Source organism: Micromonospora sp. C51 (genome assembly GCF_018070435.1).
In the GTDB taxonomy this organism is placed as follows: domain Bacteria; phylum Actinomycetota; class Actinomycetes; order Mycobacteriales; family Micromonosporaceae; genus Micromonospora; species Micromonospora sediminimaris.
The window spans coordinates 1-17683 of the sequence record NZ_JAGPXQ010000070.1 but is presented as its reverse complement, the minus strand read 5'-3'; the positions used below and the strand labels follow the sequence as shown (position 1 = coordinate 17683).

General features: G+C 71.7%; 15 protein-coding genes. 12 read left to right on the top strand and 3 right to left on the bottom strand.

The features are described from left to right. Positions 1-88: 88 nt before the first annotated feature. Positions 89-1126, top strand: a complete 1038-nt coding sequence (locus tag KBX50_RS31645) for an aminotransferase class V-fold PLP-dependent enzyme (protein ID WP_210941507.1) — start codon at positions 89-91, stop codon at positions 1124-1126. A 237-nt stretch (positions 1127-1363) separates the two neighbouring features. Here KBX50_RS31645 and KBX50_RS31640 read toward each other — a convergent pair whose 3' ends face one another. Then, positions 1364-2221, bottom strand: a complete 858-nt coding sequence (locus KBX50_RS31640; protein WP_210941506.1) for an SPFH domain-containing protein — start codon at positions 2219-2221, stop codon at positions 1364-1366. A 138-nt stretch (positions 2222-2359) separates the two neighbouring features. On the opposite strand from KBX50_RS31640, the gene KBX50_RS31635 reads away from it, so the two are divergent. From KBX50_RS31635 to KBX50_RS31625, 3 genes are all read left to right on the top strand, one after another. Further along, positions 2360-2971 carry a transcriptional regulator gene (locus tag KBX50_RS31635; RefSeq protein ID WP_307871136.1) on the top strand — a complete coding sequence of 204 codons (612 nt, stop codon included), beginning with the start codon at positions 2360-2362 and terminating at the stop codon, positions 2969-2971. Between the two features lie 116 nt (positions 2972-3087). Further along, the gene (locus tag KBX50_RS31630; RefSeq protein ID WP_210941505.1) at positions 3088-4665 is read left to right on the top strand and encodes an MFS transporter; all 1578 of its coding nucleotides are present in this window, start codon (positions 3088-3090) and stop codon (positions 4663-4665) included. A gap of 4 nt (positions 4666-4669) precedes the next feature. Continuing rightward, positions 4670-5269 (top strand): TetR/AcrR family transcriptional regulator, encoded by a 600-nt coding sequence (locus tag KBX50_RS31625; RefSeq protein WP_210941504.1) that lies wholly within the window; start codon positions 4670-4672, stop codon positions 5267-5269. A 46-nt stretch (positions 5270-5315) separates the two neighbouring features. Here KBX50_RS31625 and KBX50_RS31620 read toward each other — a convergent pair whose 3' ends face one another. Together KBX50_RS31620 and KBX50_RS31615 are read right to left on the bottom strand one after the other, a co-directional pair. Next, positions 5316-7235: a helix-turn-helix domain-containing protein gene (locus KBX50_RS31620; protein WP_210941503.1), complete on the bottom strand. Its 1920-nt coding sequence runs from the start codon at positions 7233-7235 to the stop codon at positions 5316-5318. 17 nt (positions 7236-7252) lie between these two features. Beyond that, a complete protein-coding gene (locus tag KBX50_RS31615) occupies positions 7253-8035 on the bottom strand; it encodes a 3-hydroxybutyrate dehydrogenase (RefSeq protein ID WP_210941502.1) in 783 nt (260 codons plus the stop codon). Positions 8036-8283: 248 nt separating this feature from the next. Between KBX50_RS31615 and ruvC the strand changes: the two genes are divergently transcribed. From ruvC to KBX50_RS31575, 8 genes are all read left to right on the top strand, one after another. After that, positions 8284-8811 (top strand): crossover junction endodeoxyribonuclease RuvC, encoded by a 528-nt coding sequence (gene ruvC / locus KBX50_RS31610; RefSeq protein WP_210941501.1) that lies wholly within the window; start codon positions 8284-8286, stop codon positions 8809-8811. Then, positions 8808-9410 (top strand): Holliday junction branch migration protein RuvA, encoded by a 603-nt coding sequence (ruvA, locus tag KBX50_RS31605; protein WP_210941500.1) that lies wholly within the window; start codon positions 8808-8810, stop codon positions 9408-9410. The genes ruvC and ruvA overlap by 4 nt, the downstream gene beginning before the upstream one ends. After that, positions 9407-10471: a Holliday junction branch migration DNA helicase RuvB gene (gene ruvB / locus KBX50_RS31600; RefSeq protein WP_210941499.1), complete on the top strand. Its 1065-nt coding sequence runs from the start codon at positions 9407-9409 to the stop codon at positions 10469-10471. The genes ruvA and ruvB overlap by 4 nt, the downstream gene beginning before the upstream one ends. Positions 10472-10609: 138 nt before the next feature. After that, complete coding sequence (gene yajC, locus KBX50_RS31595; RefSeq protein ID WP_170863428.1) at positions 10610-10948, top strand: preprotein translocase subunit YajC; 339 nt, start codon at positions 10610-10612, stop codon at positions 10946-10948. 285 nt (positions 10949-11233) lie between these two features. Beyond that, positions 11234-13123, top strand: a complete 1890-nt coding sequence (gene secD, locus KBX50_RS31590) for a protein translocase subunit SecD (RefSeq protein WP_210941498.1) — start codon at positions 11234-11236, stop codon at positions 13121-13123. 1 nt (position 13124) lies between these two features. Continuing rightward, positions 13125-14318, top strand: coding sequence for a protein translocase subunit SecF (gene secF / locus KBX50_RS31585; RefSeq protein WP_210941497.1), 1194 nt, complete (start codon positions 13125-13127; stop codon positions 14316-14318). A 105-nt stretch (positions 14319-14423) separates the two neighbouring features. Next, positions 14424-14990, top strand: a complete 567-nt coding sequence (locus KBX50_RS31580) for an adenine phosphoribosyltransferase (protein WP_093404441.1) — start codon at positions 14424-14426, stop codon at positions 14988-14990. A 196-nt stretch (positions 14991-15186) separates the two neighbouring features. After that, positions 15187-17619 carry a bifunctional (p)ppGpp synthetase/guanosine-3',5'-bis(diphosphate) 3'-pyrophosphohydrolase gene (locus KBX50_RS31575; RefSeq protein WP_210941508.1) on the top strand — a complete coding sequence of 811 codons (2433 nt, stop codon included), beginning with the start codon at positions 15187-15189 and terminating at the stop codon, positions 17617-17619. Positions 17620-17683: the final 64 nt, after the last annotated feature.

Here is a 17683-nt window from a genome sequence, read left to right as displayed (position 1 = left end):
GGTGGGTGGGGGCCGCTGGGGTGGGTGGGGGGCCACTGGGGTGGGATTGGCGCTTAGGGGTGGGGCGGCGGGGGGTTAGCGTCGGGGTGTGGATCTGGAGCAGGCGCAGAAGCTGTGGCAACCGCAGCCGGGCTGGCTGAACACCGCCAGCTACGGGTTGCCGCCCGATCCGGCCTGGGACGCCTTGCAGGACGCGCTGGCCGCCTGGCGGGTGGGGCAGGGATCGTGGGAGGACTGGGGCGCGTCCACCGACAGGTGTCGGACGGCCTTCGCCCAACTGGTCGCGGTACCGGTCGCCGACGTGGCGGTCGGTGCCACCGTCTCCCAGTTGCTGGCGCCGGTCGCCGCCGCGCTGCCCGCCGGTGCCCGGGTGCTGGTGCCCGAGGTCGAGTTCACCTCCAACCTGTTTCCCTGGCTCGTCCAGGCCGAACGGGGCGTCGAGGTGCGCACCGTCCCGCTGGACGAGCTGGCCGCCGCCATCGACGGTGACACGGATCTGGTGGCGTTCAGCCTGGTGCAGTCCGCCGACGGCACGATCGCCGCGTACGACGAGATCGTCGCGGCGGCCCGGGCCCACGGCGCGCTCGTCGCGGTGGACGCCACCCAGGCGTGCGGTTGGCTGCCGTTCGACGCGGCCCGCGCGGACGTCGTGGTGACCGGCGGATACAAGTGGCTGATGGCGCCCCGGGGCACCGCGTTCGCCTACCTGGCGCCCGGGCTGCGGGACCGGCTGCGACCCGACGCCGCCGGTTGGTACGCGGGTCGCGATCCGCACGCCTCCTACTACGGGCCGCCGCTGCGGCTGGCCGACGACGCCCGCCGGTTCGACCTCTCGCCGGCCTGGTTCAGCTGGGTGGGTGCCGCTCCGGCGCTGGAACTGCTGCTGGAGATCGGCGTCGAGCAGGTGCGGGCGTACGACGTGGCGCTGGCCAACCGGTTCCTCACCGGTCTGGGGCAGCCGACCGGGCACAGCGCGATCGTCACCGTCGAGGTGCCCGGCGCGCAGGAGAAGTTGGCACGCGCCGGGGTACGCGCGGCGGTGCGGGCCGGTCGGGTCCGGGCCTCGTTCCACCTCTACTCCACCACCGAGGACGTCGACCTGGCCCTCGACGCGCTCACCTCCTGACCGCGCCGTCCGACGCCGCACCGGATGGCTCGCCGGTGTGCTGACGGCGCTCGCCGCCCGCCCTCATCACCTGACCGGTGAGGGCGGGCGGCGCTGTCCCCGGCCCGGGTCCGCCGGCCTCCCGCCACCCCGGCCGGGTCCGCCGGCTACACCAAGTCGTTGTGGGCCTCGTTCGGGCGCCTCCCGCCACCCCGACCCGGGGGAGGTGCGGGACCTGTCCGCGACGGCGCCGCCGGCTCACTTGCCGGTGACGATGCCCGGGTTGATGCACAGGCCCGGCGAGCTGCCGTGCTTGTCCGCGATCTCCAGGCAGCGGGTCACCTTGTCCACCGTCGCGTTGGTTTCGGTGACCTGCTTCTGGATCTCGGCGTTGAGACGGTCCTGTTCGAGGTTGCGGGTCTGCGCGAGCTTGTCCTGGAACGCCTTGATGTTGCCCTCGGTCTTGTCGTCATGGTTGACCCGGGTGATGGTGACCGACAGGATCTCGACGTCGTCGGCCAGCCTTCCCTCGGCGTTGGACTTGATGCTCGCCGAGAAGGGCTTGAGGTCGACGTTCAGGTTGCCGGTCTTCGAGTCGATGCGCTCCAACGGGTTGTAGGTGGCGAAGGCGTCGTTCACCGCGCTGTCGAGTTGGACGCCGACCCGCTGCCCCCGGAAGCTCTCGAAGTCACCCTTGTAGTCCATGAACTGCTGGGGGGCGTTCTCGGGCTGGACCTGCCACTCGACCAGCACCTCCACGCACGCGTCCGCGAGGGTGCCGGTACGGACCCGCACGCAGCTGTCGCTGCCGATGTGGTCGTACTTCTGCCGCCCGGCATCCCACTCGCCGACCCGCTGCCACGGGGTGACCCACTTCAGGCCGGAACCGGTGACCTCACCGGTCGGCTTGCCGAAACTGGTGACGATGCCGACCGAGCGGATCGGTACCGAGTGGGCGCTCGACGCGACGGTGAGGATCGCCGTACCGGCCAGGGCGCCGATGGCCGTCAGGACGCCGATCTGCCGCACCTGGCGCTGCGAGCTGAACAGGGCGACGGCGACCGCGATGATCGCGATGACGGCGGCGACGATCGCCAGGATGAAGCCGAAGGGCATGGCGGGACCTTTCCGGGAACGGCCTTACTGAGTTGATCATCAACGTAGCCGGCCGGGTCAAGGCCGTGGCGAGCGCATCCGTGGCGGGCCGTCCCGACGAATCCCCCGGTGGAGACCTGTCCACTGGGAGGAAGTCTGGTGTCTGGGGTACCGATACCCGCCGAGGTCGTGCAGGTCGCGGGCAAGCGCCTGACGGCCGCCGCCGAGGAACTCGACGGCAACCGGGTCGCCGCACTGGTCGTCGAACTGGCCGAGGAGTGGGGAGTGGTGCGGCTGTGGGACGACGTCTGCGTGCCGGTGCTCGCCGCGCTGACCGGGCGGACCGCCGTCGGGATCGCCGTCGAGCACGCCCTGTCCGAGGGCGTCCGGGCCGGCCTGGACGTGTTCCGCCGCGATCCGGGCGTCGGCCCGCCCACCGGGGGCGTGCTGCTGGCCGGGGCGGAACAGGAGGAACACGGTCTCGGACTGCACGCGCTGGCCGCCGCGTTGCGTGAGCGCGGCCGGGGCTGCCTGCTGGTCGGGCCGGCGCTGCCGTGGGCGGCGTTGGCCAGCGCCGTCGGTCGGGCCCGGCCACACGCCGTCGCGGTCTGGTCCCAGGCGCCGGTGACCGGCCGGTCGTACCGCATCGGGCGCTTCGCCCGGGAATTCCCGGCGGTCCGGGTGTACGGTGCCGGGCCGGGCTGGGTCGAGCCGCTCGTCCCACCCGTGACGCGTCTCGACTCCCTCTCCGTCGCCGTCGAGGTGTTGTAGGCAAGTCGCCGCCCTCATGGTGACGCGGGTCATACCGATACGGACCCGTTCCGTATCGTAAATGCCCTACGCTCAGGAGTCGACGCGGACGGGACCGATCGAAACCGGGGGCGGAGATGCAGCCGAACGAGAACACCGGACATCCGAGGAGGTGGGCGATCCTCGGGGTGCTGGTGATCAGCCTGCTCGTGGTCGTCCTCGACAACACCATTCTCAACGTCGCGCTACGCACGCTGGCCGATCCGGTGCACGGGCTCGGGGCGAGCCAGGGCGAGCTGGAGTGGTCGATCAACTCCTACACCCTGGTCTTCGCCGGGCTGCTGTTCACCTTCGGTGTCCTGGGGGACCGGGCCGGCCGCCGCCGAATGCTGCTGATCGGGCTCGCGCTCTTCGGCCTGGCGTCACTGCTGTCGGCGTACGCGCAGACGCCCGGCCAGTTGATCGCGGCCCGGGCGCTGATGGGAATCGGCGGCGCGGCCATCATGCCGGCGACGTTGTCGATCATCTCCAACGTCTTCGACCCCCGGGAACGAGCACGCGCCATCGGCATCTGGGCCGGCGCGGTCGGTCTGGCGGTGGCCATCGGGCCGGTCCTCGGCGGGCTGCTGCTGGAGCACTACTGGTGGGGCTCGGTCTTCCTGATCAACGTGCCGGTGGTGGCGCTCGGCGTGGCCCTGGTCGCGTTGCTGGTGCCCGAGTCGCGCGACCCGGAACCGGGCCGCATCGACGCGTTCGGTGTGCTGCTCTCGGTGGTCGGCCTGGTCGCCCTCACCTACGGCATCATCGACGGCGGCGAGCACGGTTTCGGTCGACCCCTGGTCTGGGCCTCGATCCTCGGCGGCGTCGCGGTGCTGGCCTGGTTCGTCCGGCACGAGCGACGCAGCAGCCACCCGGCGCTGGACGTCCGACTGTTCCGGGTGCCCCGGTTCGCCGCCCCGGTGGCGATGATCGGGCTGGTCTTCTTCGCCGCGATGGGCGTGATGTTCTTCAGCTCGTTCTACCTGCAACTGGTGCGCGGGTACAGCCCGCTCGAGACCGGCCTGCTCTTCCTGCCCTTCGCGGTCGCCCAACTCGTCTTCGCCCCGCGCAGCGCCACCATGGTCCGTAGGTACGGCAGCCGGGCGGTGTCGGTGGTGGGGCTGGTGTTGACCTCGGTGGCGTTGAGCGCGTTCGCCTTCGTCGACGCCGCCACGCCCATCTGGCTGGTGCTTGTCGCCTTCTTCCTACAGGGCGTCGGGATGGCCAACATCATGCCGCCGGCCACCGAGTCGATCATGTCGGCGCTGCCCCGGGAGAAGGCCGGCGTGGGTTCCGCGATCAGCAACACCATCCGGCAGGTGGCCGCCGCGCTCGGCGTCGCGGTGATCGGCTCGGTGCTGGCCGCCGGCTACCGCAACGGGATCGAACCGGCCCTGGCGGATCTGCCACCGGCAGCCGGCACGGCAGTCGGTGAGTCCCTCGCCGGCGCGTACGCGGCAGCCGGCCAGCTCGGTCCGGCGGGCCCGCAACTGATCGCGGCGGCCAACGACTCCTTCGTCTCGGCCATGCATCTGTCGGCCACGCTGGCCGCGCTGGTCGCCGCGGCCGGCATCCTGGTGGCCCTGCGCTTCATGCCCGGCCGGGCCACCACCGGCGGGCCGGCGACGATCGGCGAACCCGGGTTGGCCGCTGCCGCACCCGGGCAGGGACAATGAGGGGATGACCAGCACCGCGGACGCTGCACGACCACCCGGGCGGCCACGCAGCGTCCGCGCGGACGAGGCGATCATCGAGGCCACCCTGGATCTGCTCGCGGAGGGCAGCACCATCGAGACGATCTCGGTCGAGGCGATCGCCGCGCGGGCCGGGGTGGGCAAGGCCACCATCTACCGCCGCTGGCCGGGCAAGGACGCGCTGCTGCGCGACGCGTTGCGTCGACTCAAGGGCGAGCCGCCGCAGCCGTCCGGAGGGTCCGTCCGCGAAGACCTGATCACGCTGGTGACCGCGATCGGGCACAACGTCGACCCGCGCGCGGCGCAGATCATGCCCTGTCTGGTGCCGGAGATGAAGCGCAGTCCCGAGCAGTACGCGTTCTACCAGAGCATCGTGGAGCCCCGCCGGGCGGCGATGCGGGAGGTACTGCGCCGTGGCGTCCGCGAGGGCGAACTGCGCACCGACATCGACATCGAGGTGACGATGGCGATGCTCACCGGCCCGATGCTCATCCAACGGGTGATGAACTGGAACCCGGACCTCGACGAGGCGACCCTGCCGGAGAAGGTGGTCGACGGCGTCCTGGCCGGTATTCGCGCTCGCTGACCCGCGCCGCCGACACATCGCACGGCGCACGGTGTCCGACGGTCGCTCAGCCGGCCGGCGTACGCAGTCGGTGCAGGCGCAGGGCCAGTTGCACCTCCAGGGCCCGATCCGGCCGCTGCCAGTCGGCGCCGAGCAACTGCCCGACCCGTTCCAGACGCTGGGTCACCGTGTTGACGTGCACGTGCAGCTGCTCGGCGGCCCGGGCCAGGCTGCCGCCCACCCCGAAGTACGCCTCCAGGGTCCGCACCAACGCGGTGCCCCGCCGGGCGTCGTATTCGATCACCGGCCCGATGGTCGCGGTGAGGAACCGGCTCACGTCGGCGTCGCCGCCGTCATCGACGGCGCCCAGCAGCAGCCCGACGAAACCCAGCTCGGCGCTGCTCGCCCCCTGCCCGGCCCGGCCCAGCGCGCCCAGCGCGGTCAGGCAACGGTCCGCCTCCCGGAACGCGGCGGCCAGCGACGCCGGGCCCGTCGACGGGCCGCTGGCTCCCGCGGTCACCGGCCGGCCGGTGATCCGGGACAGGTCCCGGGCCACCGCCCGGGCGCTGCCACCGGCGTCCTGACCGGGCAGCATCAGCGCCACCCGGCCGTCCCGCGCCGCGGCCAGCCCGCCCCGGGTCGAGGCGTACGTGGTGGCCCAGGAGAGCACCCGTTGCCGGGCGGAGCCGGTCGCGGCGATGGCGTCGTCGCCGACGGCCACCAGCACGTGCGGCGCGTCCAGATCCACGCCCAGCCGACGCGCCCGGCTGCGCAGCGCGTCGGTGTCGCGCAGCGGCCGGGCGATCAGATCGTCGAGCAACTCGCCCCGGACCCGCCCCTCCGCCTCGGCGACGGTCCGCCGGAACAGCAGCAGCAGGGCGGTCACCAGCGCCGCCCGTTCCAGGATCCGCTGGTCGGCGTCGGCCGGTTCACCGTCGGGACGCAGCACCAGCACGCCCAGGTTCTCCGCGCCCGCCACCACCGCGGCGTACCACAACCTGCCGCGGCGTACGCTGCGTCCCTCGGTCCGCGACGCCGCGACCGCCTCCACGATCTCCGCCCGGTCCGGCTCGTCGATCTCACCGACCTGGGCCAGCCGCCGCCCCTCGGCGTCCAGCGCCAGCAGCGCGCCACCGAGCACGTCGGTGACCGCCGCGGCCACGTCCTCCACCCCGCCGCCGCGCAACACCAGCGCGGTCATCCGGTCGTGCGCCGCTGCGGCCCGCTCCACCGAACTGCTGTGCGCGCGGATGGTGGTGTTTGCCGAGGACAACTCCTCCAGCGCCGAGCGGGTCTCGGCCAGCAACCGCGCGGTGTCGATCGCCACCGCGGCGTGGGCCGCCAGCGAGAGCAGCAGCGCCACCTCCTCGCGGGCGAACGGCCGGGCCGAACGGTTGGCCGCGTAGAGCACGCCGATGCTTGTCGAGCCGAGCCGCAGCGGCACCCCGAGGATGGCCACCAGCCCTTCCTCGCCCACCCCGGCGTCGATCTCCCGGGTGTGGTGGAACCGCTCGTCCTCCGGGTAGTTCGCGGTGACGTACGGGGCGCCGGACTGGGCCACCAGACCGCCGAGCCCGGCGCCCATCGGCAGCCGCAGCCGCTGGAACCGGGCGGAGACCGAGCCGTCGGTCACCCGCATGTAGGTGTCACCGCGCTCGGCGTCGTCGAGCGTCATGTAGGCCACGTCCGCGCCGAGCAGGTGCCGCGCTCGGTGCACGATCGCCCGCAGCACCTCGTCCAGGTCGCGCAGCCCGGCCAGGTCACTGACCGTGTCGTACAGGCCGGACAGCTCGCTCTCCCGGCGGCGACGGCGCTCCAGCAGTGCCCGCACCCGCAGCGCCACCGTCTTGGCCTGCTCCAACTCGGCGAGTCGCTCGGCGGGCAGCCCGGCCGAGCGGGCGGCGACCAGCGGTCCCTCGAACTCGACCGTGGCCGCCTCCCGGGCGAGCAGTTCCAGGAACTCCACCGGCGACGACATGACGGACATTCTGCGGGTGGCCGGCGTCAGTTCGCCGTCCAACCCCCGTCGAGCGCGATCGAGGCACCGGTGAGGAACCCGGCCGGCGGCGAGCAGAGGTACGCCAGCAGTTCCGCCACCTCCTCCGGCTCGATCAGCCGCTTGACCGCCGCACGGGCCAACATGATCTTCTCGATCACCTCGGACTCGGGGATGCCGTGGGCGGCCGACTGGTCGGCGATCTGGCTCTCCACCAGCGCGGTGCGCACGTACGCCGGGTTGATGCAGTTGGCGGTCACCCCGTGCGCCGCGCCTTCCAGCGCCACCACCTTCGACAGCCCCTCCAACGCGTGCTTGGCCGAGACGTAGGCGGCCTTGTAGGGCGAGGCGCGCAGCCCGTGCACCGAGGAGATGTTCACGATCCGACCCCAACCGCGGGCGTACATGTGTGGCAGTGCCCGCCGGATCAGCAGGAACGGCGCCTCCACCATCACCCGCTGGATGTACTCGAACCGCTCGACCGGAAAATCCTGGAGCGGTGCGACGTGTTGCAGCCCGGCGTTGTTGACCACGATGTCGACGTCGGCGTCGAGCGCGTCCACCGCCGCCGGATCGGCGAGGTCCACCCCCTCGGCCCGGCCGCCGGCCTCGGCGGCCACCTGCTTGGCCGCCTCGACGTTGCGGTCCACCACCACGACCGTGGCGCCGGCCGCGGCCAGCCGCAAAGCGCAGGCCCGGCCGATGCCGCCGCCCCCGCCCGTCACGAGGGCGGTACGACCGGCCAGGTCGACGTTCACGACGTGGGGGACCGCCACGGGTTCTGCCGTCATGGCGCATGAAGTTACGAGCTGTGTGGTCGGGCGCACATGGGATGGCGGCACATACTCCCGCCGTACTGTGTGGTCGTCGGCTACATCCCGGCCGCACCCGCCACGGCGGTCGAGTCGCGCTCGGCAGGAACGTGGCCGTCGCGGTCGCGTCGGGCGTGCGATCACGGGCGTGTCCCGTGGCGCGCCGTCGCGGACGCATCGGTAGGGTGTCGAACACACGTACTGGCTGACGGTGGGAGGGAGGCGGCGTGCGGGTGCTCGGCGTCGACCCGGGGCTGACCCGGTGCGGCGTCGGCGTGGTGGAGGGGGTGCCCGGTCGGCCCTGCACGCTTGTCGCCTACTACGTCGTCTACACCGACCCGGCCGACGAGTTGCCCACCCGCCTGCTGCACCTGGACCGCTCGCTTACCGAGTTGGTCGCCGAGCACCGGCCGGACAGCGTGGCCGTGGAGCGGGTGTTCAGCCAGCACAACGTGCGTACGGTGATGGGCACCGCCCAGGCCAGCGGGATCGCGGTGCTGGCCGGGGCGCGTGCCGGGCTGCCGGTGCAGACGTACACCCCGAGCGAGGTCAAGGCGGCGGTGACCGGTTCCGGCCAGGCGGACAAGGCCCAGATGACCGCGATGGTCACCCGGCTGCTGCGGCTGCCCGAGCCGCCCCGGCCGGCGGACGCCGCGGACGCCCTCGCGCTGGCCATCTGCCACGTGTGGCGCGGCGGCACCCGCTCGAAACTGGCCGCCGCGGCGGACCGGGTCAGACGAGGAGGAGCGAGATGATCGCCAGTGTGCGTGGCGTGGTGACCGCCACCGGCCCGGACCACGCGGTCATCGAGGTCGGCGGGGTCGGCCTGGCGGTGCAGTGCGCCCCCGGCACCCTCGCCGACCTGCGGGTCGGCCAGCCGGCCCGGCTGGCCACCAGCCTGGTCGTCCGGGAGGACTCGCTCACCCTCTACGGCTTCGCCGACGACGACGCCAAGGTGCTGTTCGAGCTGTTGCAGACCGCCAGCGGGGTCGGCCCGCGGCTGGCCCAGGCGGTGCTCGCGGTGCACACCCCCGATGCGGTACGCAAGGCCGTCGCCAACGCCGACACGGCGGCGCTGACCCGGGTGCCGGGCATCGGCAAGAAGGGCGCCGAGCGACTGGTGCTGGAGCTGCGCGACCGTATCGGCCCGGTGCCGGTGGGTGCCGACGGCGCGGCCGGGGTGACCGGCGGCAGCTGGCCGGATCAGGTCCGCCAGGCGCTGGTCGGGCTCGGTTGGACGGCCGGCCAGGCCGACCAGGCGGTCGCCGCCGTCGCCGAGAGCGTCGACGGTCCCACCCCGCCGGTGCCGGTGCTGTTGAAGCAGGCCATCCGACTGCTGGGTCGGACCCGATGAGCAACGAGAACCTGGTCTCGGCGTACGTCAGCGACGCGGAGCTGGACGCGGAGGTCAGCGTCCGGCCGAAGCGCCTGTCCGAGTTCATTGCCCAGGACCGGGTTCGCGACCAGCTCGACCTGCTGCTTCAGGGCGCCATGCGGCGCGGCTCGCCGCCCGACCACATCCTGCTCTCGGGCCCGCCGGGCCTGGGCAAGACCAGCCTCGCCAACATCGTGGCCGCCGAGCTGGGTACCGGGATCCGGGTGACCAGCGGGCCGGCGATCGAACGCTCCGGTGACCTGGCGGCGATCCTGACCAGCCTGGCCGAGGGGGACGTGCTCTTCATCGACGAGATCCACCGGATCGCCAGGCCGGCGGAGGAGTTGCTCTACAGCGCGATGGAGGACTTCCGGGTCGACGTGGTGGTCGGCAAGGGGCCGGGCGCCACCGCCATCCCGCTCGACGTGGAGCCGTTCACGCTGGTCGGCGCGACCACCCGGTCGGGTCTGCTCACCGGCCCGATGCGGGACCGGTTCGGCTTCGTGGCGCACCTGGATTTCTACGCGCCGGCCGACCTGGAGACGCTGCTGCACCGCTCGGCGCGGATCCTCGGGGTGCCGATCACCGAGGACGGGGCGGCGGAGATCGCCGGCCGGTCCCGGGGCACGCCCCGGATCGCCAACCGGCTGCTGCGCCGGGTGCGCGACTTCGCCGAGGTGCGCGCCGACGGTGTGGTCACCGTCGCGACCGCCCGGGCGGCCCTGACCGTGTACGACGTGGACGTCCTCGGGCTGGACCGGCTCGACCGGGCGGTGCTGACCGCGCTGGTGGACTCGTTCCGGGGTGGTCCGGTCGGCCTGTCGACCCTGGCCGTGGCGGTGGGGGAGCAGCCGGACACCGTCGAGGAGGTCTGCGAGCCGTTCCTGGTGCGGGCAGGGCTGCTGGCGCGTACGCCCCGCGGCCGGGTGGCCACCGAAGCCGCCTGGCACCATCTGGGCCGTACGCCGCCGAATGGTACATTTGCCACAGAAGCTCCTCCCGCGCCCGATCTGTTCTCGCTGGACGTCGGCGAGCCGTGATCTGTTCGTGATCTGTGCCGCATTCGGCGTTCCCAGGCAGAGCGACTAGACTCGCCGCGGTCTGTACAGGACGTGAAAATCCGCCTCCGTTGCGGCGCCGACGCGCCGGTCCGGCGGCCAATGGGAAGGTCGACAACCGTGCACTACGCAGCAGAAGGCGGCGGAGCGGGAGGCTTCACGCCGATCCTCATGATCGCTCTGCTCTTCGGCGTCATGTACTTCATGATGATCCGTCCGCAGCAGAAGCGCCGCCGCGAGGCCGAATCGATGCAGTCCAACCTCTCCGTGGGCGACGAGGTGGTCACCATCGGCGGGCTCTACGGCACGGTCACCGGTGTCGAGGACGACAGCGTCCTGCTGGAGGTCGCTCCCGGAGTGCAGACCCGCTACGCCCGGCCGGCGATCGCCCGCGTGGTCACCCCGGCAGAGCGCCCGGTCGAGTCGCCCGTCGAGGAATCCGACTCCGTCAAGGACTGACGCCGCGTCCCATCCGGGTCGCCGGTCCCCCGGCGGTTCGGGCGGGAGGTGCCCACGCGCGTCCCCGGGTGGGTGCCATCCTCGAATTGCGCATTGAGACAATTGGATAGAAGGCCGACGCCGGGCGCCGGCGCGCCGACTCGTACCCGGTCCACGCTCCGCGTCGACCCCCGGAGGCGGCGGCGCCAGCCTGAGCGCCGTCGGAAGGCAGACCGTCGGCCGGGGGATTCCGGCCGACCCGCCGCCGCACCCGCGGCGGCGTGACCACAGGGAGACAGGACAGCCGTGGCACCACCTCAGGGACAGATGCGCCCGGGACGGCAGTTGGCCGTGCTCGGGGCCATCTTCGTCGTCCTCTATCTTTTGGTGTTCTTCTCGGGCGGCGCCAGCGGTGGCTGGAAGGACCGGCTCGAACCCCGCCTCGGTCTTGACCTGGTCGGCGGCACACGGCTCACGCTGGAGGCCACCAACACCCTCGACGGCCGCGCCCCCACGGCGGAGAACCTGGAGCGGGCCCGCCAGATCATCGAGAGCCGGGTCAACGCGTACGGCGTGGCCGAGGCCGAGGTGGTCACCGAGGGCGACCGCAACATCGTCGTCTCCCTGCCCGGCGAGAACCGCGAGCTCAACGAGGTCGGCAGCGCCGCCGAGCTGCGGTTCCGGAAGGTCCTGAAGATCGCCGACGGCAGCGGGTCGATCCCCTCGCCGGCACCGAGCGAGAGCCCTTCGGCGACCCCGTCCGGCTCCGCGAGCCCCGAGGCCACCCCGTCCGGCTCCGTGAGCCCCACGCCGGACGCCGAAGCCTCCTCGTCGCCCGACGCTGGCGGTCAGGGTGGCGGCGCACCGACCCCGACGCCGTCGGCGACCCCGTCGCCCACCCCGTCGGCCACGCCGGACGAAGAGGTGACGCAGAGCATCGAGGAGCAGCGCCGCGCCGTCGAGCAGAAGGTCGGCGCCGAGGCGTGGGCCGCGGCGAGCGGCTTGCAGGCGCCGGCCGATCTCAGCGCCGACCCGTCGCTGGCCGACAAGCTCAAGCCCTTCGGTGAGCTGAGCGGCCGCGAGGTCGCGGTGCTGCCGGCGCAGATGCAGTTCAACGTGCCGACGATCAGCTGCGCCCAGCTCGACGACCGGCCCCCGGCGTCCATCTCCGACCCGGAGCAGCAGGTCGTCGCCTGCGAGGGCGGGTACGCCAAGAACCTGCTGGACGTGGCGAAGGTCCTCGGCACCGACGTCTCCGACGCCAATGCGGTGCGCGACCAGACCAGCCAGTGGGTGGTCAGCCTGAACTTCACCGGCTCCGGCCAGGACAAGTGGACCGCGCTGACCCGCGAGGCGTTCAACAACGAAGGCCAGGCGTGCGACGCGTCCGCGCTCGGTGACGAGGGCAAGTGCCGGGTCGCCGTGGTGCTGGACAACAAGATCATCTCGTCGCCGCAGATTCAGGGTGTGCTCACCGGCAACTCGCAGATCACCGGCAACTTCAGCAACGCCGAGGCCAGCGAGCTGGCCGGCTACCTCAGCTACGGGGCCCTGCCGGTCACCTTCGAGGCGCAGGAGCAGCAGAACGTCACCGCCACCCTGGGCGCCAGCCACCTGCGGGCCGGTCTGCTCGCGGCCGGCATCGGCATGCTGCTGGTCATCATCTACTCGTTCTTCTACTACCGCCTGCTCGGCTCGGTGATCTTCCTGAGCCTGATCCTGTCGGCGTTGCTGCTCTTCGGCGCGCTGGTGGTGCTCGGCCGGCAGATCGGCTTCACGCTCACCCTCGCCGGCATCGCCGGCATCATCGTCTCGCTCGGTGTGGCGGCGGACTCGTTCGTCATCTACTTCGAACGCCTCAAGGACGAGATCCGGGAGGGACGCAGCCCGCGTAGCGCGGTACCCCGGGCCTGGGTCCGGGCCCGCCGGACGATCATCTCCGCCAACGCGATCACGATCATGTCGGCGGTGGTGCTCTACATCGTCTCGGTCGGCACGGTGAAGGGCTTCGCCTTCGCCCTCGGTCTGGCCACGGTGCTGGACCTGCTGGTGGTCTTCCTCTTCCGGCATCCGATCATGACGATGTTCGCCCGTACCAAGGCGTTCCTGTCCCCACGGGTCAGCGGTTTGGGCCGGGCACTGCCGGCCCGGTCGGAGCAGGCCCCGTCCCGCAACCAGCGTGTCAAGGAGGCCTGAGATGGCTGAGACTGGTCTGGCAGCCCGCCTCTACCGAGGTGAGGCCGGCCTCAACATCGTCGGCCGGCGCAAGATGTGGTTCACCGTCGCCGCCGTGCTGGTGCTGATCGCGCTCGGTAGCGTCATCTTCCGGGGCTTCAGCCTCGGCATCGAGTTCGCCGGCGGCAACTCGTTCCAGGTGCCGACCAGCGTCGGCACCCTGGAGCAGGCGGAGGAGCGCGCGGGCGAGGTGCTGGCCACCGCGGGTGAGGGTGCCCGGGTGGTCACCACCCAGCAGGTCGGCGGTGGCGGCGACGAGTTCTACGAGCTGCGTACCACCGAACTCGACGCCGAGCAGGCCGAAGCGGTCCGGACCGCGTTGGGTCAGGTGTTCAACATCGACCCGGCGGAGATCGCCAGCAACCGGGTCAGCGAGGCGTGGGGCAGCCAGGTGACCAACCGGGCCCTGCTCGGTCTGGTGATCTTCCTGGCGCTGGTGACCGTCTACCTGGTCCTGCGCTTCGAGTGGCAGATGGCGGTCGGGGCGATCTTCGCCCTGGTGATGAACCTGGTCCTCACCGCCGGCCTCTACTCGATCGTCGGGTTCGAGGTCACCCCGTCGACGATCATCGGATTCCTCACCATTCTGGGCTTCGCCCTGTACGACGTGGTGGTGGTCTTCGACAAGGTGCAGGAGAACACCAGAGGGATCACCGCGAACAACAACCAGACGTACGGCGAGGCGGCCAACCTGGCCGTGAACCAGAGCCTGATGCGGTCGATCAACACCTCGGTGGTCGCCCTGCTCCCGGTCGGCGGCATCCTGTTCATCGGTGCCGGCCTGCTCGGCGCGGGCACCCTGAAGGACCTCGGCCTGGTGCTCTTCGTCGGTATGGCGATGGCCTTCCTCACCTCGATCACCCTGGCCACCCCGCTGCTGGTGGTGCTGAAGAACCGCGACCCGCGGATCCAGGCGCACAACAAGCGGGTGCTGGCCCGGCGGTCCACGGTCAGTCGGGGCGAGGCCCCGGCCAAGGCGGGTGGCCCGTCGCGCCCGGTCGAGCGGGAGGAGGAGCCGGTCACCGCGGAGACCGGCGCCCTCGCCGGTGCCGCCGCGCCGAAGGTGGGCGCCCGGCCGGCAGGCAAGCGTTCCGGCGGTGCCCGGGGTGGGCGTCCCGGTGGCGGCAACCGTCCGGGCGGCGGAAAGCGACGCTGAGGACGCCCGGGGCGACCCGGTAGAAACAGGTACCGGCGGCGTCCTGCATGCTGTGCGAGCAGTGTGCGGGACGCCGCCGTCGTGTGGAAGGGAAGCGGAACTGCCGTGACGGAGACCCACAGCACCGGGGTACGCGGGGACAGCGGGCCGGAGGTGGCCCGGCTGGTGGCCAGCCGGGTGCTCGACGTGCCCGACTTTCCCAAGCCCGGCGTCATGTTCAAGGACCTGATGCCGTTGTTCGCCGACGGTGACGCCTTCCGGGACGTGATCGACGGGATCGTCGCGTACCACGGGCGGGAGTCCTTCGACGCCGTGGTCGGCATCGAGGCGCGCGGGTTCGTGGTCGCCGCCGCGATCGCGTACGCGACCGGGGTCGGGGTGGTGCCGGTGCGCAAGGCCGGCAAGTTGCCCCGGCCGGCGTACGCCGCCTCCTACGAGCTGGAGTACGGCGAGGCCACCCTCGAAGTGCACCAGGACGCCTTCACCGCCGGTCACCGGGTGCTGGTGGTCGACGACGTGCTCGCCACCGGCGGCACGGCGGCGGCCACGCTGGATCTGGTGGAGCGAGCGGGTGGCACGGTGGCGGGTTTCACCGTGCTGCTGGAGCTCTCCTTCCTCGGCGGGCGCGACCGACTGGCCCCGCGTCCCGTGCATGCCCTGTTGACCGTTTGAGGCGTCGACGGCCCCGGACGGGCCCGGCACGGTCCGTCCGGCGGAGCGGCACGGCCCCCCGGGTGGGGGTAGCATTGCCCATTGCTGACCGGGCGGTTACCCGCCTGTGCGGCGCTAGACCAGACCGGCCGGCGCACGGTCGGTGTCGTCCCGGCGAGCGGTGAGGAGGCCGGTGTCCCACGAGGTCGTTCCTCCGGTGGAGGGCACGGTGCACCCGACAGGTGACGCGGAGGGCTCGCTTACCGACCGCAACGGCGCCGCGGCGGCGCCGGGTGGCGGGTCGAGCGCGGCGCAGCGGACCGGAGACCCGGCTCGTCCGGCCGCCGGCTCCGGGGACGGCGACTCCTCGACGGCCGGTGGATTCGGCCTGTCCCACGCGCCCACCGGGCGGCGGGTCCGGGCCCGGTTGGCCCGGTTCAACGCGCCATGGCAGTCCTCCCAGGTCAGCGAGGTACTGGAGCCGCTGATCGCGTCGCACCGGGAGAATCACCCCAAGGCCGACGCGCGGCTGTTGCAGCGGGCCTTCGACACGGCGGCGCGCTGGCACTCCGGGCAGTACCGGAAGTCCGGCGACCCCTACATCACCCACCCGCTCGCGGTGGCGACCATCCTGGCGAACCTGGGCATGGACACCACCACCCTGGTCGCGGCGCTGCTGCACGACACCATCGAGGACACGGAGTACACCCTCGACCAGATGCGGTCCGACTTCGGTGGTGAGGTCGCCCTGCTGGTCGACGGGGTCACCAAGCTCGACAAGGTCAAGCTCGGTGACGCGGCGAAGGCCGAGACGATCCGCAAGATGGTCGTCGCCATGGCCAAGGATCCGCGCGTCCTGGTGATCAAGCTGGCCGACCGGCTGCACAACATGCGGACGCTGACCTTCCTGCCGCGCCCGAAGCAGGAGCAGAAGGCGAAGGAGACGCTGGAGATCCTCGCCCCCCTGGCCCACCGGCTCGGTATGAACACGATCAAGTGGGAGCTGGAGGACCTGGCGTTCGGGACGTTGTTCCCGAAGCGGTTCGAGGAGATCAACCGGCTGATCGGGGAGCACCAGCCGCAGCGGGAGGCGTTGCTGCGGCAGGTGACGCAGAAGGTACAGACCGACCTGAAGGCCGCCAAGATCAAGGCGGAGACCACCGGCCGGCCGAAGCACCTCTACTCGATCTACCAGAAGATGATCGTGCGGGGGCGGGACTTCAACGACATCTACGACCTGGTGGGCGTACGCATCCTGGTCGACACGGTGCGGGACTGCTACGCGGCGCTGGGGGTGATCCACGCGAACTGGCAGCCGGTGCCGGGCCGGTTCAAGGACTACATCGCCATGCCGAAGTTCAACATGTACCAGTCGCTGCACACCACGGTGATCGGGCCGACCGGTAAGCCGGTGGAGATGCAGATCCGCACGTACGCGATGCACCGTACGGCGGAGTTCGGCATCGCGGCGCACTGGAAGTACAAGGAGCACAAGGGCACCCAGATCGTCGGTCCGCCGGCCCACATCGACGAGATGACCTGGCTGCGGCAGCTGCTGGACTGGCAGCGGGAGGCCGCCGACCCCAGCGAGTTCCTGGACGCGTTGCGCTTCGACCTGTCCAGCCAGGAGGTGTACGTCTTCACCCCGAAGGGCGACGTGATCCCGTTGCCGACGGGGTCGACGCCGGTGGACTTCGCGTACGCGGTGCACACCGAGGTGGGGCACAAGTGCATCGGGGCGCGGGTCAACGGCAAGCTGGTGCCGTTGGAGTCGACGCTGTCCAACGGCGACGTGATCGAGATCTTCACCTCGAAGTCCGACACCGCCGGCCCGACTCAGGACTGGCTCGGCTTCGTCAAGAGCCCCCGGGCGCGGACGAAGATCCGGCAGTACTTCAACAAGGAGCGCCGCGAGGAGGCGATCGAGGAGGGCAAGGACGCGATCGTCAAGGCGATGCGCAAGCAGGGCATGCCGTTGCAGCGGATGCTCACCTCCGACAACCTGATGGCGATCGCCCGGGACCTGCACCTGGCCGACGTGGCGTCGCTGTACGCCGCGGTCGGCGACAGTCAGGTCTCCGCCCAGTCCGTGGTGCAGAAGCTGATGGCCTCCTACGGCGGGGAGGAGGGCGCGGCCGAGGACATCGCCGAGACCGCCGTGGCCACCCGCCCGCCGCGCAGCCGCGCCTCCAGCCACGACCCCGGTGTGGTCGTACGCGGGGTCAGCGACGTGTGGATCAAGCTGGCCCGCTGCTGCACCCCGGTCCCGCCGGACTCGGTCTTCGGTTTCGTGACCCGTTCCGGCGGGGTGAGCGTGCACCGCGACGACTGCGCCAACGCGGAGGACCTGCGCGCCCAGGGCGAGCGGGTGGTCGAGGTGAACTGGAAACTCACCTCCGCCTCGACGTTCCTGGTGGCGATCCAGGTGGAGGCGCTCGACCGGCACAAGCTGCTGGCGGACGTCACCCGGGTGCTCTCCGAGGAGCGGGTCAACATCCTCTCCGCCACCGTCACCACCACCCGCGACCGGGTGGCGGTGAGCCGGTTCAGCTTCGAGATGGCCGACCCGAAACACCTCGGCCACCTCCTCGCCGCCGTACGCAAGGTCGACGGCGTCTTCGACGCCTACCGCGTAACCTCTGGCGCCTAACCCCCCACCCCACCCCCGCCCTGACCCTGTTGATCAAGAAGTTTTGGTCTCGATCCGGCCGGAT